The 14453-nt window shown below is 72.2% G+C and carries 11 protein-coding genes; 8 read left to right on the forward strand and 3 right to left on the reverse strand.

All coding sequences use genetic code 11. The features are described 5' to 3' along the window. Positions 1 to 58 precede the first annotated feature (58 nt). The 5 genes from C1N81_RS09885 (at position 59) to C1N81_RS09905 (ending at position 7392) form a co-directional block, all read left to right on the forward strand. A complete protein-coding gene (locus C1N81_RS09885) occupies positions 59 to 1873 on the forward strand; it encodes a methylmalonyl-CoA mutase family protein (protein WP_394428380.1) in 1815 nt (604 codons plus the stop codon). Then, positions 1870 to 4056 carry a methylmalonyl-CoA mutase gene (scpA, locus tag C1N81_RS09890; protein ID WP_394428381.1) on the forward strand — a complete coding sequence of 729 codons (2187 nt, stop codon included), beginning with the start codon at positions 1870 to 1872 and terminating at the stop codon, positions 4054 to 4056. Before C1N81_RS09885 ends, scpA begins: the two co-directional genes overlap by 4 nt. A 13-nt stretch (positions 4057 to 4069) precedes the next feature. After that, positions 4070 to 5050, forward strand: coding sequence for a methylmalonyl Co-A mutase-associated GTPase MeaB (gene meaB / locus C1N81_RS09895; protein WP_394428382.1), 981 nt, complete (start codon positions 4070 to 4072; stop codon positions 5048 to 5050). Between the two features lie 117 nt (positions 5051 to 5167). Then, entirely contained in the window at positions 5168 to 6499 is a 1332-nt protein-coding gene (locus tag C1N81_RS09900) for a DEAD/DEAH box helicase (protein ID WP_394428383.1), read from the forward strand. A gap of 98 nt (positions 6500 to 6597) precedes the next feature. After that, positions 6598 to 7392, forward strand: coding sequence for an SAM-dependent methyltransferase (locus C1N81_RS09905; RefSeq protein ID WP_394428384.1), 795 nt, complete (start codon positions 6598 to 6600; stop codon positions 7390 to 7392). A gap of 9 nt (positions 7393 to 7401) precedes the next feature. Here C1N81_RS09905 and C1N81_RS09910 read toward each other — a convergent pair whose 3' ends face one another. The 3 genes from C1N81_RS09910 to C1N81_RS09920 all read right to left on the reverse strand — a co-directional run bounded on the left by C1N81_RS09910 (position 7402) and on the right by C1N81_RS09920 (position 11180). After that, complete coding sequence (locus C1N81_RS09910) at positions 7402 to 8391, reverse strand: alpha/beta hydrolase (RefSeq protein WP_394428385.1); 990 nt, start codon at positions 8389 to 8391, stop codon at positions 7402 to 7404. An 18-nt stretch (positions 8392 to 8409) separates the two neighbouring features. Next, positions 8410 to 10020 (reverse strand): phosphodiester glycosidase family protein, encoded by a 1611-nt coding sequence (locus C1N81_RS09915; RefSeq protein ID WP_394428386.1) that lies wholly within the window; start codon positions 10018 to 10020, stop codon positions 8410 to 8412. A gap of 131 nt (positions 10021 to 10151) precedes the next feature. After that, positions 10152 to 11180, reverse strand: a complete 1029-nt coding sequence (locus tag C1N81_RS09920; protein ID WP_394428387.1) for a LacI family DNA-binding transcriptional regulator — start codon at positions 11178 to 11180, stop codon at positions 10152 to 10154. Positions 11181 to 11319: 139 nt separating this feature from the next. Here C1N81_RS09920 and C1N81_RS09925 point away from each other — a divergent pair, with 139 nt between their 5' ends. The 3 genes from C1N81_RS09925 to C1N81_RS09935 are packed head-to-tail and all read left to right on the forward strand — an operon-like array spanning position 11320 to position 14449. Then, on the forward strand, positions 11320 to 12624 hold the full coding sequence (locus C1N81_RS09925; RefSeq protein ID WP_394428388.1) for an ABC transporter substrate-binding protein: 1305 nt from the start codon (positions 11320 to 11322) through the stop codon (positions 12622 to 12624). Continuing rightward, positions 12621 to 13595 (forward strand): carbohydrate ABC transporter permease, encoded by a 975-nt coding sequence (locus C1N81_RS09930; protein WP_394428389.1) that lies wholly within the window; start codon positions 12621 to 12623, stop codon positions 13593 to 13595. The genes C1N81_RS09925 and C1N81_RS09930 overlap by 4 nt, the downstream gene beginning before the upstream one ends. After that, positions 13592 to 14449, forward strand: coding sequence for a carbohydrate ABC transporter permease (locus C1N81_RS09935; RefSeq protein WP_394428390.1), 858 nt, complete (start codon positions 13592 to 13594; stop codon positions 14447 to 14449). Before C1N81_RS09930 ends, C1N81_RS09935 begins: the two co-directional genes overlap by 4 nt. Positions 14450 to 14453: the final 4 nt, after the last annotated feature.

Here is a 14453-nt window from a genome sequence, read left to right on the forward strand (position 1 = left end):
CAAGGTCACACGTGCCCCACCTGCTGCCCGGGCGCCGGTCTGCCCTAGCATCCCGACCATGACGGTCCTGCCTGACGACGGGCTTTCCCTCGCCGCCGAGTTCCCTGACGCGACACATGAGCAGTGGCAGCACCTGGTCGCGGGTGTGCTGCGCAAGTCGGGCAAGGAAGTCACGGCCGCCGAGGCGGAAGACGCCCTGTCCACCGCGTTGGAGGACGGGCTGCGCGCCCGCCCCTTGTATACGGCCGACGACACCGCGGCCCCCGCCGGGCTGCCCGGATTCGCGCCGTTCGTACGGGGCGGCCGGGCCGAGGGCAACACCGTCGGCGGCTGGGACGTGCGCCAGCGGCACACGGTCGCCGACTCCGGCGGGCTCCTCGCCGACCTGGAGAACGGCGTCACCTCCCTGTGGCTGACGACCGGGGACGACACCCTCTTCCCCGTCTCCGCGCTGCCCGGGGCGCTCGACGGCGTCCTGCTCGACCTGGCCCCCGTCGTGCTCGACGCGGGCGCCGAAGTCGGCGCCGCCGCCCGCGCGTTGCTGGCGCTGTACGAGGAGAAGGGCGTCGCCCCCGACGCCGTCCGCGGCAACCTGGGCGCCGACCCGCTCGGCCACGAGGCCCGCACCGGGGAGTCGTACGACACCGCGCCCGTACGGGACCTCGCCCGGCTGTGCGCCGAGCGGTACCCGGGGCTGCGCGCGCTCACCGTGGACGCGCTGCCGTACCACGAGGCCGGTGCCTCGGCCGCGCAGGAGCTCGGCTGCTCCCTCGCCACCGGCGTCGCCTACCTGCGCGAGCTGACCGACGCGGGCCTGAGCGTCGAACAGGCCCTCGCGCAACTGGAGTTCCGCTACGCCGCCGGGGCCGACCAGTTCCTCACCATCGCCACCTTCCGCGCCGCCCGCCGCCTGTGGGCGCGCGTCGCCGAGGCGTGCGGGGCGCCGGGCTCGGGCGCGCAGCTCCAGCACGCCGTGACCTCGCCGGTGATGATGACGCGCCGCGACCCGTGGGTGAACATGCTGCGCACGACGATCGCGACGCTGGCCGCCGGGGTGGGCGGCGCCGACGCGGTGACGGTGCTCCCCTTCGACCACGCGCTCGGTCTGCCCGACGCGTTCGCCCGGCGCATCGCCCGCAACACCTCCGGCATCCTCATCGAGGAGTCGCACCTCGCCCGCGTCATCGACCCGGCGGGCGGCTCCTGGTACGTGGAGCGGCTCACCGACGAACTCGCGCGCGCGGCCTGGGAGTTCTTCCAGGAGATCGAGCGGGCGGGCGGCCAGGCCGCCGCCCTGCGCTCAGGGCTGGTCCACGACCGGCTCGCCGCCACCTGGGCCGCGCGGAGCAAGAGGCTCGCCACCCGCCGCGAACCGGTCACCGGGGTCAGCGAGTTCCCGCACCTGGCCGAGAAGCCGGTGATGCGCGAGCCGGTGCCCGCGCCCGCGTCCGGGGGTCTGCCCCGGGTGCGCAGGGACGAGGCGTTCGAGGAGCTGCGGGCCCGCTCCGACACCCATCTCGCCGAGACCGGGGCCCGGCCGCGGGTGTATCTCGCCGCGCTCGGCTCGGCCTCCGCGCACACCGCCCGCCTCACCTTCGCGGCCAACCTGTTCCAGGCGGGCGGCGTCGAGGCCGTCACCGAGGGCGGGTTCGCGGAGAGCGGCGCGCGGGACGTGTGCCTGTGCTCCAACGACGCGGTCTACGAGGAGCAGGCCGAGGCCGCCGTGCGGGAGCTGCGGGCGGCCGGTGCCCGGCACGTGTTCCTCGCGGGCCGCCCGCACACGTATGCCGGAGTCGACACCTACGTCTACGCGGGCTGTGACGCCGTGGACGTGCTCACCGCCACGCTCGACCGTTTGGGAGTCTCCTCATGACCGGCCCCCGTATCCCGGACTTCTCCGCGATCGACCTCGGCACCCCGGCGCCCGACACCGGGACCGACGAGTGGAGCGCCGCCGTGAAGGGCGCCGCCGACGGCGCCGACCTGCTGTGGGAGACCCCCGAGGGCATCCCGGTCAAGCCGCTCTACACCGGTGACGACCTCGCGGGCCTCGACTTCCTGCGCACCTATCCGGGCACGGCCCCGTACCTGCGCGGCCCGTACCCGACGATGTACGTGAACCAGCCCTGGACGATCCGGCAGTACGCGGGTTTCTCCACGGCCGAGGAGTCCAACGCCTTCTACCGGCGCAACCTCGCGGCGGGCCAGAAGGGCCTGTCGGTCGCCTTCGACCTGCCGACCCACCGCGGCTACGACAGCGACCACCCGCGGGTCACCGGCGACGTCGGCATGGCGGGGGTCGCCATCGACTCGATCTACGACATGCGCCAGCTCTTCGACGGCATCCCGCTGGACCGGATGTCGGTGTCGATGACGATGAACGGCGCCGTCCTTCCCGTCCTCGCGCTCTACATCGTGGCGGCCGAGGAACAGGGCGTACCGCCCGAGAAGCTGGCCGGGACCATCCAGAACGACATCCTCAAGGAGTTCATGGTCCGCAACACCTACATCTATCCGCCGAAGCCGTCGATGCGGATCATCTCCGACATCTTCGCCTTCACCTCGCAGCGGATGCCGCGCTACAACTCCATCTCCATCTCCGGCTACCACATCCAGGAGGCGGGCGCGACGGCCGACCTGGAGCTGGCGTACACGCTGGCCGACGGGGTCGAGTACATCCGGGCGGGGCGCGAGGCGGGCCTCGACGTGGACGCGTTCGCACCGCGCCTGTCGTTCTTCTGGGCGATCGGCATGAACTTCTTCATGGAGATCGCGAAGCTCCGCGCGGCCCGCCTGCTGTGGGCGAAGCTGGTCAAGCAGTTCGACCCGCGGAACAGCAAGTCCCTCTCCCTGCGCACCCATTCGCAGACGTCGGGCTGGTCGCTGACGGCGCAGGACGTGTTCAACAACGTCACCCGTACCTGTGTCGAGGCGATGGCGGCGACCCAGGGTCACACCCAGTCCCTGCACACCAACGCGCTGGACGAGGCGCTCGCCCTGCCGACCGACTTCTCCGCGCGCATCGCCCGCAACACCCAGCTCCTGCTCCAGCAGGAGTCCGGCACGGCACGGGTCATCGACCCGTGGGGCGGCAGCGCGTACGTGGAGAAGCTGACCTACGACCTCGCGCGCCGCGCCTGGCAGCACATCCAGGAGGTGGAGCAGGCGGGCGGCATGGCCAAGGCCATCGACGCGGGCATCCCCAAGCTCCGCATCGAGGAGGCCGCGGCCCGCACCCAGGCCCGTATCGACTCCGGGCGGCAGCCGGTCATCGGCGTCAACAAGTACCGGGTCGACTCCGACGAGCAGATCGACGTGCTCAAGGTCGACAACTCCTCCGTGCGCGCCCAGCAGATCGCCAAGCTGCGCCGCCTGCGCGAGGAGCGCGACGAAACCGCCTGCCAGGACGCGCTCACCGCGCTCACCCGCGCCGCCGGCGGCGAGGGCAACCTCCTCGAACTGGCCGTGCGCGCGGCCCGCGCGAAGGCGACCGTCGGCGAGATCTCCGACGCCCTGGAGAAGGTGTACGGGCGTCACGCCGGGCAGATCCGTACGATCTCCGGCGTGTACCGCAACGAAGCAGGTGAGTCCGGGGCCGTGGAGCGCACACGGAGCCGTGTCGAGGAGTTCGCCGAGGCCGAGGGGCGCCGGCCGCGCATCCTCGTCGCCAAGATGGGCCAGGACGGGCACGACCGCGGCCAGAAGGTGATCGCCACCGCCTTCGCCGACCTGGGCTTCGACGTCGACGTCGGCCCGCTGTTCCAGACCCCGGGCGAGGTCGCGCGGCAGGCCGTCGAGGCGGACGTGCACATCGTCGGGGTGTCCTCGCTCGCCGCCGGTCACCTCACCCTCGTACCGGCGCTGCGCGAGGCGCTCGCCGAGGAGGGGCGCGAGGACATCATGGTCGTGGTCGGCGGGGTGATCCCGCCGCAGGACGTGGCGACCCTCCGGGAGATGGGCGCCGCCGCCGTGTTCCCGCCCGGCACCGTCATCCCGGACGCCGCCCACGACCTGGTGGAACGCCTCGCGGCCGACCTCGGGCACGACGACCTGTGAGCCGGTGACGTCCATGGCCATCGACCTCGACACGTATGTCAAAGGTGTGCTCGACGGGAAGCGGGCGGTCGTCGCCCGCGCGATCACTCTCGTCGAGTCCACCCGGCCCCAGCACCGGGCGCTGGCGCAGGCGCTGCTGACCGAGCTGCTTCCGCACAGCGGGCGGGCGCGGCGCATCGGTGTGAGCGGCGTGCCGGGTGTCGGCAAGTCGACGTTCATCGACGCCTTCGGCACGATGCTGACCGGGCTCGGGCACCGGGTGGCCGTCCTCGCGGTCGACCCGTCGTCCAGCAGGACCGGCGGGTCGATCCTCGGCGACAAGACGCGGATGGAGCGGCTCGCCGTCGACCCGGCGGCGTTCGTGCGCCCCTCCCCCACCGCCGGGACGCTCGGCGGCGTCGCGAAGGCCACCCGCGAGTCGATCGTCGTGATGGAGGCCGCCGGGTACGACGTGGTGCTCGTGGAGACGGTCGGCGTCGGACAGTCCGAGACGGCCGTCGCCAACATGGTCGACTCGTTCCTGCTGCTCACACTGGCGCGGACGGGCGACCAGTTGCAGGGCATCAAGAAGGGCGTCCTGGAACTGGCCGACGTGGTCAGCGTCAACAAGGCCGACGGGCCGCACGAGCGCGACGCCCGCGCCGCCGCGCGGGAACTCTCGGGCGCCCTGCGCCTCATGCACGGCAAGGACGCCTTCTGGACGCCGCCCGTGCTCAGTTGCAGCGCCCGCGAGTCGACCGGCCTGGACACGGTCTGGGAGCGGCTCGAACAGCACCGGGCGCTGCTCGACTCCACGGGACGGCTCGCGGAGCGGCGCAGGGAGCAGCAGGTCGACTGGGCCTGGACGATGGTCCGCGACGAGCTGCTCGGCAGCCTGCGCGCGGACCCGGCGGTGCGGTCGCTCGCGCCCGGCCTGGAGCGGCAGGTGCGGGACGGGGAACTGACCGCCACGCTGGCCGCCGAACGCATCCTGGCCGCCTTCAGGAGCGGCTGACCTCTCGTTCGACAGCGGCTGGGCCGCAGGTCGCTCTGTGTTACTGTCAGCCGTTTGCGCGGTCGACCGGGCCTTCCTGTGACGTCCCCGGTACGTTCCTCAGACGGAAGGCTCCCCATGAACGTCTCCTTCGCCGACCTCGGCCTGCCCGCCGATGTGCTGCGCACGCTCGGCGAGCGGGGGGTGAGCGAGCCGTTCCCGATCCAGGCGGCCACGATCCCCGACGCGCTCGCCGGCCGTGACGTCCTGGGGCGCGGGCGCACCGGCTCCGGCAAGACGCTCGCCTTCGGCCTGCCGCTGCTCGTGCGCACGGCCGGGCGGCGGGCCGAGGCGAAGCAGCCGCTCGCGCTCGTCCTCGTACCGACGCGCGAGCTGGCGCAGCAGGTGACGGAGGCGCTCGCGCCGTACGCCCGGGCGCTGCGGCTGCGGATGGCCACGGTCGTGGGCGGTATGTCGATCGGTCGACAAGTCGCCGAGCTGCGGGACGGGGCCGAGGTCGTCGTCGCCACCCCGGGCCGGTTGCACGACCTGATCGAGCGCAAGGCGTGCCGCCTGGGCCGGGTGCGGATCACCGTCCTCGACGAGGCGGACCAGATGTGCGACATGGGGTTCCTTCCGCAGGTCACCGAGGCGCTGGACCAGGTGCACGCCGACGGTCAGCGCATGTTGTTCTCGGCGACCCTGGACCGCGACGTCGAGCGGCTGGTCGGCGACTATCTGCACTCCCCCGTCGAGCACAGCGCCGATCCGTCGACGAGCGCGGTCACGACGATGGACCACCACGTCCTTGTCGTGCACGGGCCCGACCGCTGGGCCGTGACGACCGAGATCGCCGCCCGTGACGGCCGCGTCCTGCTGTTCCTGGACACCAAGCACGGCGTCGACCAGCTCACCCGGCATCTGCGGGCCAGCGGCGTGGACGCGGCCGGGCTGCACAGCGGCAAGTCGCAGCCGCAGCGGACGCGGACCCTCGCGCAGTTCAAGAGCGGCCAGGTGCCCGTCCTCGTGGCCACCAATGTCGCGGCGCGCGGCCTGCACATCGACGACCTCGACCTCGTCGTGAACGTCGACCCGCCCACCGACCCCAAGGACTATCTGCACCGCGCGGGGCGTACGGCACGCGCCGGCGAGTCCGGCCGGGTCGTCACTCTGGTCCTCTCCGGGCAGCGCCGCGAGCTGAGCGCGGTCATGGCCGAGGCGGGGGTCGAGGCGAAGGTCAGCAAGGTCCGCTCGGGCGAGGCCGAGCTGAGCCGGATCACCGGGGCGAAGGCACCGGCGGGCAAGCCGCTCGACGGCGGCACCGAGACCGCGAGGACGAACACCAACAAGCCCTTCCGGGGCATCGGCACCAGCAAGGACACCTCCGCGCGCGGCACCTCCCGCAAGTCCGCCGAGGCCCGCAAGCTCGCCGAGGCGCGCAAGGCGGCCCGGGTGCGGCGCGGGCGCTGAGATCCGGGGGCGGGGCCCGTTCCCGGTGCGTGGCGTGATCAGCGTATTAGGCTGTTGCGACCTTGAGGCACGCCGGAACGACCACCCGGAGGCAGCTCATGACGCAGGACAAGTCCGTCGCGGACAGCTCCGCACCGCACTCGGCCCGGATCTGGAACTACTGGCTCGGCGGCAAGGACTGCTACGAGGTCGACCGCGAGGTGGGCGACGCCATCCAGGCGGTCAACCCCGAGATCGTGCACGTGGCACGGGCGCAGCGGGCGTTTCTCGCGCGGGCCGTCTCCTACCTCGTCCAGGACGCGGGCATCGCGCAGTTCCTCGACATCGGTACGGGGCTGCCGACCATCGACAACACGCATGACGTCGCCCAGCGCCACGATCCGGGCGCCCGGATCGTCTACGTGGACCACGACCCGGTCGTCCTGCGGCACGCCGAGGCGCTCCTGACGAGTACGCCGCAGGGGGCGACGGACTACATCGAGGCCGATCTGCGCGACCCGGCGAACATCCTGCGCCAGGCGGCCCACACCCTGGACTTCGACCGGCCGGTCGCGCTGATGCTGCTCGGCGTCGTCGCCCATGTCACCGACGATCATGCCTACACCCTTGTCGAGGAGTTGAAGGCGGCGCTGCCCGGCGGCAGTCACCTCGTCCTGTGCGACAGCACGGCGGAGTATCACCCCGAGGCGACCCGGGCGATGGTCGAGCAGTGGAACAACACCAGTGACAATCCGCGGGTCAACCGAAGCCCGGGGCAGATCGCCCGGTTCTTCGACGGGTTCACCCTCGTCGAGCCCGGGCTGGCCTCCGTCTCGCAGTGGCGGGCCGCGGTGACCGGCGCCGGGGCCCCGGCGCCGGTCAGCAGCTACGGCGGCGTCGGCCGCAAGCCGTAGCGGCCCGCTTCAGGCGCGTACGCCGAGCCCTCGCAGGAGCATCGGCAGCGAGGCGTGCAGTTCTCGCTGCCAGTACGCCCAGGTGTGCGTTCCCGCGCCGTAGAAGTGGGTGGTCAGACGGCGGGCGCCGAGGCGGTGCAGTGCGTCGGCGAGGGCGTGGTTCTGCCGGTCGAAGTCGGCTTCGAGGGCGTCGGTGGCGCCCGGCTCGTCCAGCGGGCCGGCGGTGCCGTCGCCGCACGAGAGGTAGACGGGCAGCGACGTGAGGCGCCGGGCCAGGTGGTACGGGTCGTGGGCGGCCCAGACGGCGCGCTGTGCGACCGGGTCGCCCCACACCTTGCGCGGGTCGTCGCCCTGGCCCGCGAAGAAGCCCATGATGCGCTGCACGGACTCGTCGTTCAGGAGCGGGTGCGCGGAGCCGGAGTAGGCCGCGGCCGCCCGGAACATGCCCGGGTGCCGGGCGGCGTACAGGAGCGCGCCTTGGCCGCCCATGGACAGGCCCGCGACGACGCGGCGGGCGCCCGCGCCCCAGTCGCTCTCCAGGAGGCGGCGCAGCTCCCGGGTGTGGAAGGTCTCCCAGGCGGGGGCGGAGCCCTTCCCGTAGTTCCACCAGTCGCTGTACCAGCCGTTCCAGCCGGCCTCCGGCATGACGACGAGGACGTCGCGCAGGCTCTCGATCGCGGCGACGTCGGTCGCGTGCGTCCATGACGTGTAGTCACCGCAGCAGCCGTGCAGCAGCCAGAGCGTCGGCCAGTGCCTGCGGTGGTCCTCCGGGTTCCAGCCGTCGGGCGTGAGCAGGCGGACCTTGACGGTGCGGTCGCCGAGGGCGGCGGAGCGGACGGACAGGTCCACCTGCCGTTCGGCGACCTGGGTGACCGCGACGACCTCGGCGCCGCCCCGGTCCTTCGCGGCGACGGCGGGCGCGTGCGGCAGGAGGGTGCACAGCAGGGCGGCGAGGACGAGCAGCAGGGATCTGGAGCGGCGGATCGTGGCGGCGTTCATGGCGGCTCCTGTCGGGGGTCAGGTGCGTGGGGCGCGGTCCGGGGTGATCAGCAGCGCGTCGCCGACCGGGCGTTCGCCGGTGGCGTCCGACGGTTCGTTGACGACGCGGCCGTCGGCGACCATCGTCGTGGAGCCGCCGCCGTCGAGGTTGACCGCGTCGCGCAGGCCGAGCGCCCGCGCGACGGCGGCGCTCTCCGGGATGCTCAGGCCGAGCGCGTCGGTGCCGCGTCCGTCGGCGGTGACGAGCACGGTCCTGCCGTGGGCGTCGACCCCGGCGAGGGTGCGCGGGTTCCGCTTGTGGACCCAGCCGTAGTAGAAGCTCGGATTGTCCGGCTGCACCATGCCGTCGGCGGCGGGGGTGGTGTGGAGGCGGCCGTCGCGGACGAGTTCGGGGCCGCCGTTGAGGACGCTGATGCCGCGGGTGGCGACCGGGCGGCCCCGGCCGTCGCGCAGGCCGCTGTCGACGCGCAGCCGCCGTCCGGCCTCGGCGAGGGCCTTGAGCCGGTCCGCCTCCTTGCCGGTGGCCTGGACGGAGCTGCCGCCGGCGGGCAGCGTGCCGCCGCGCGGGGTGCGCACGTCGAGGACGCGGCCGTGGCGGTCGAGGACGGCCTCGACGCCCTCGCCCCGCGGGGTGCGCGCACCGAACTCGGGTGTGAAGGCGACGAGTTCGTCCGGGTCGGTGCAGGTCGCGTCGTGCAGCGGCCGGGAGGTGGGGCTGTCGTCGGCCGTGCCGCCACAGTTTCGGATCAGTCCCGGGACGCGGTCGACGCCGTCGAGCGCGAGGGTCCCGCCCCCGCCCGTGACGGTGCCGCGCCAGGTGAACCGCTCGACGCGGGTGCCGCGTGCGGAGTCCCGGACCACGAGGCCGGGGCGGCCGTTCACCGCCTCGCTCAGCAGACGGCCGTCGTAGACCCCGGCCCCGGCCGGGTCGCCCGGGGCGCCCGCCTTCGGGTCGAGGACGAAGAAACCGGCGTTGACCCCGGCGCTCGCCCCGGCCGCCGCGGCGAGGGCGCTGGTCGTCTCGCGCCGCTCCAGGTCGGGCCCGTACGACGCCTTGAGCGCGCCGCGGAACGTGTGCGGGTCGATGGTGAGCACGTCGATCCGCCACGGCCCGCGGTCGCCGGGGTCCCCGTCCCAGCCGGTGTACGTGGCGGAGCCGGTGTACCCGGCGGCGACCAGGCGGGCGCGCTCGGCCACCGCCCCGGCCTGCGAGGGCAGGCGGCCGACCCGGACCCGCCAGCCGAGCGGGCCGCCGGGGTGGTCGGTGACCGCCGGGGTGACGACCTCCTCGGCACGCGCGTCGAAGCCCTCGGCCCGCAGCCGGGCGGTGAGTTCGGCGGCGCTGGCCCGGTCCTTCAGGGCGGCCGGGGGCGCGTCGGGGTCGGGGGACGTGGCGCCGCCCGGGATGGACATCTCGACCGTCCACGCGAGCGCGGGCGCCTCGGCGCCGCGCACGATCCGGGTCAGGGTGACGCCCGGCTGGAGCGTGCGCGTGGTGCGGGTCTCGGTCAGACCGGCGGCGCCGAGCGGGAGGCCGTGCCGCGGCGCGGCGGGCGCCGGGGCCGTGCCCGCGCCGAGTACCGCGACGACCGACAGTGCCGCGCCCGCGCCGAACCATCTCCTGTGCACGAATCCCCCAGGGAACACCGCTCGACGGACGTCACGAAAGTCCCCGCAACGGTGCGGGTGGTCGAGACCGGCAGTCAAGGCATGTACACGCAATTCATGCGGGCGACGGGCGCCGGTCCCCGCGCGGTCGCCTACCCGGCCGGCGGTGCCGTGCTCTTGCGCACGACCAGGCTCGTCGCCAGTTCGAGCCGCGTCGTCACGGGCTCGCGCACACGGAGCCGCATCAGCATCTGCACCGCCTCCTCGGCCATCTGCCGCAGCGGCTGGTGCACGGTGGTCAGGGCGGGGCTCGACCACTGGGCCAGGGGCACGTCGTCGTAGCCGACGATCGACAGGTCCTCGGGGACGCGCAGGCCGCGCAGGCGGGCGGCCTCCAGGGCGCCGAGCGCCTGGAGGTCGCTGCCCGCGAAGATGGCGGTCGGCGGATCGTCCAGGTCGAGCAGGTCGACGGCGCGCTCGCGGCCGCCCTCGACGTGGAAGTCGCCGTAGCGCACGAGCGCGGGGTCGGCGGGGAGCCCCGCCATGCTGAGCGCCGAGCGGTAGCCGTCGAGCCGGGCCAGGGAGCAGAGCATGTCGCCGGGCCCGGTGATGATGCCGATGCGGCGGTGGCCGAGTTCGATGAGGTGCCGGGTGGCGACCAGGCCGCCGTTCCAGTTGGCCGAGCCGACGGAGGGCACGTCCGGGTCGGGGTCGCCCGCCGGGTCGACGATGACGAACGGGATGGAGCGCGAGCGCAGCCGCTGCTTGACCTCGGTGGGCAGCGCGGAGAAGACCAGGACGACGCCGCGCGGCCTGCGCTGGAGCACCCCCTCGATCCACTCGGGGCCCGGCGCCTGCCGCGTACCGCTCTCGGTCAGGACCACGCTCGCCTGGTGCGCCTTGGCGACCTTCTCCACACCGCGGATCAGCTCGAGGGCCCAGACGCTCTCCAGCTCGTGGAAGACCAGCTCGATGAGCGGGGCCTCGCGGGCGGCGCGGGTCGTGCGCCGGTAGGCGTGCTCCTCCAGGAGGCGCTCCACCTTGACGCGGGTCTGCCCCGCGACGTCCTGGCGCCCGTTGAGCACTTTCGAAACTGTCGAAATGGAGACCCCCGCCTCCTGGGCCACTTGCGCCAGGGTGATGCGGCCCAGCTCTTCGTCCTCTCGCATGGTGAGGAGCATAAGGCACCGCCAACTTCCCCCGCCTCGTAACGCTTTGATAACTCGCCGACGCGGGGTTGACCCCTCTATGGGCTACACCTAGCGTCCCGGCGTGTGAACTTTCGGCGCCGAGGCCGAAAGAGTTTCGAGAGGCGAAACCATGACTCCACGCGTACGGTTGCCGAGAACTGTCGTCGCCGGCGGTGCCGCTCTGACCCTGCTGCTCACCCTCGCCGGGTGCGGCGGCTCCGACTCGGTCGGTGACGGTGACGGGAAGATTCACGTCCTGGTCTACGGGGACTCGGCCAACAAGGTCGAGAAGCAGCTGATCGCCGACTTCAACAAGAAGTCCGACGTCAAGGCGGTCCTCGACACCATCCCCGGCGCCGACTACCAGGCCAAGCTGCAGACGATCATCAGCAGCAAGCAGGCCCCCGACGTCTTCTTCAACTGGGGCGGCGGCTCCATCAAGCCGTTCGTCGACGCCGGTCTGCTGCTCCCCCTCGACGACTTCATCGCCAAGGACCCGAAGCTCAAGTCGAACTTCCTGCCCTCGGTCTTCAACAGCGCCGTGGTCGACGGCAAGCCGTACGGCGTCCCGATGCGCGGCACCCAGCCGGTGCTGCTCTTCCACAACAAGAAGGTCCTCGACAAGGCGGGCGTCACCCCGCCGAAGACCTGGGACGAACTGCTCTCGACGGTCAAGGAGCTGAAGGCCGAGGGCGTCACGCCGATCGCCCTCGGCGGCGGCGACCAGTGGCCGACGCTCATGTGGTTCGAGTACCTCTACGACCGCATCGCCGGACCCGGCCTCTTCGACAAGGCGCTCAAGGGCGACAAGTCGGCCTGGGAGAGCGCCGACAGCAAGAAGGCGCTCTCGATGATCCGCGAGCTGGTCGACGCCGGGGCCTTCGGCACGAACTACGACTCGGTGAAGTTCACCGACCAGGGCTCGCCCACCCTGCTCGCCACCGGCAAGGCCGGCTTCGAACTGATGGGCTCCTGGGAGTACTCGACCCAGCAGGAGGCGCACCCGGACTTCGCCAAGAAGGACTTCGGCTACACCGCGTTCCCGACCGTCGGCGGCGGCAAGGGCGAGGCGGACAACCTCGTCGGCAACACCAACAACTTCTACTCGGTGCTGAAGAAGACGAAGCACCCCGAGGCCGTCGCCGAGTTCCTGAAGCTGCAGTACAGCGAGGAGTTCGTGAAGGCCCACCTCGGCATCGGCAACCTGCCGACCACGACCAACACCGCCGACCACCTGGACGAGGCCACGAGCCCCGAGTACGCCAAGTTCCAGTACGACCTGGTGAAGAAGGCGCCGTCCTTCCAGCTGTCGTGGGACCAGGCCTATCCGCAGTCCGCGTCGACCGCCATGCACCAGGCCGTGCAGCAGTTCTTCAACGGCTCCATCGACGAGGACGGCTTCGTCAAGGCGATGCAGGCCCTGCCCACGTCATGACCAGCGAACTGACCAGCGACCTCCGCACCGGACGGCGCCCCGCCCGCACCGGCGGGGGCGCCCCCGCGGCGCCCCCGCGCCGGGACAGGGGCCACGGCGCCGGGGTGGGCCGGCCCGGCGTCGGCTGGGCCGTCCCCGCCGCCGTCTTCTTCGGCCTGTTCGCCCTCGTCCCGCTCCTCCTGGTCGCCGTCCTCTCCTTCACCAGCTGGAACGGGCTGACCGACCCGGAGTTCACCGGGCTCGACAACTGGCGCAAGATCTTCGACGATCCGGTGCTGCTCAAGAGCCTCTGGCTCAGCGTGCTGCTCACCGTGCTCGGCGTCGTCGTCCAGACACCGCTCAGCCTCCTCCTCGGCGTCTGGGCGGCGGGCCACCAGCGCAACCGGGCCGTCCTGTCCGCCATCTACTTCGTGCCGCTGCTCCTGTCCGCCGCCGCCGTGTCCGTCCTGTGGCGCGCGGTGCTCGACCCGAACTTCGGCGTACCGGCGCAGGCCACCTGGCTGTTCGGCGACGGCAACCTCTTCGGCCACCAGGCCAGCGCCATCGGCGTCCTGGTCTTCGTCAGCACCTGGCAGTTCACCCCGCTGCACACGCTGATCTACCAGGGCGCGGCCCGCGCGGTGCCGCCGGTGCTCTACCAGGCGGCACAGATCGACGGCGCGGGCACGGTGCGCCAGTTCTTCCACATCACCCTGCCGCAGCTGCGCAACAGCATCATCACCTCGATGATCCTGATGGTGGTCGGCGGCCTCACCACGTTCGACACGGTGCTGATCCTCACCCAGGGCGGCCCCGGCACGGACACCACCATCAGCGCGTACTACATGTACCAAAAGGCGTTCAAGAGCTTCGACTACGGCGCGGCTTCCGCGGTCGGCCTCCTCCTGGTCCTCGTCGCCACGCTCGTCTCGCTCGTCATGGTGCGGCTGTCCGGCTACGACAAGATGCGCAGCCAGATGGAGGGCCTGTGACGACCGTCCCCACGACGAAGACGCGGGCGCCGGGCCGCCGCGAGCGGCCCAACGTCCTCGCCGGATTCGGCTCGCTGGTCTGGCTGTTCCTGGTCGGGCTCCCGCTGTACGTGATGCTGGTGGCCACGTTCCAGTCGCGCTCCGACTACGGTGCGAACGGGCCGTTGTCCCTGCCCCACCACTTCACGTTCGACAACTACACCGCCAATTTCAGCAGCGGTTTCGGGCAGTACTTCTTCAACACGTTCGTCGTCACGGTCTGCGTGGTCGGCATCGTGCTCCTGCTCGTGCCGCCGCTCGCGTACGCCATCGTGCGCGGCACGGGCCGGCTGACCGGCGGGGTGTTCCGGCTGTTCCTGCTCGGCCTCGCGATCCCCGCGCAGGCCGTCATCGTGCCCATGTTCTACGTGATCAGCGAGGCCGGGCTCTACGACAACCTCATCGGTGTCATCCTGCCGACGGCCGCGTTCGCCATGCCCGTGTGCACGTTGATCCTGACCGGCGCCATGCGGGACATCACGCCCGAGCTGTACGAGGCCATGACGATGGACGGCGCGACACCGTGGCGGATCTTCTTCCGCCTCGTCCTCCCGCTGTCCCGCAGCGGCCTGTCGACCATCACCGTGTACTCCGCGCTCCAGGCGTGGAACGGCTTCCTGTTCCCGCTGGTGCTCACGCAGTCCGCGGACACCAAGGTCATCACCATGGGTCTCTACGACTTCCAGACCGAGCACGGTGTCGACATCCCGGGCCTGCTCTCCGCGGTCGTGCTGTCCATGCTCCCCATCCTGATCGTCTACCTGTTCGCCCGTCGCGCCCTGGTCCAGGGGCTGATGGGAGTCGGAGGAAAGTGACCGA

This window comes from Streptomyces sp. SGAir0957 (genome assembly GCF_043523415.1).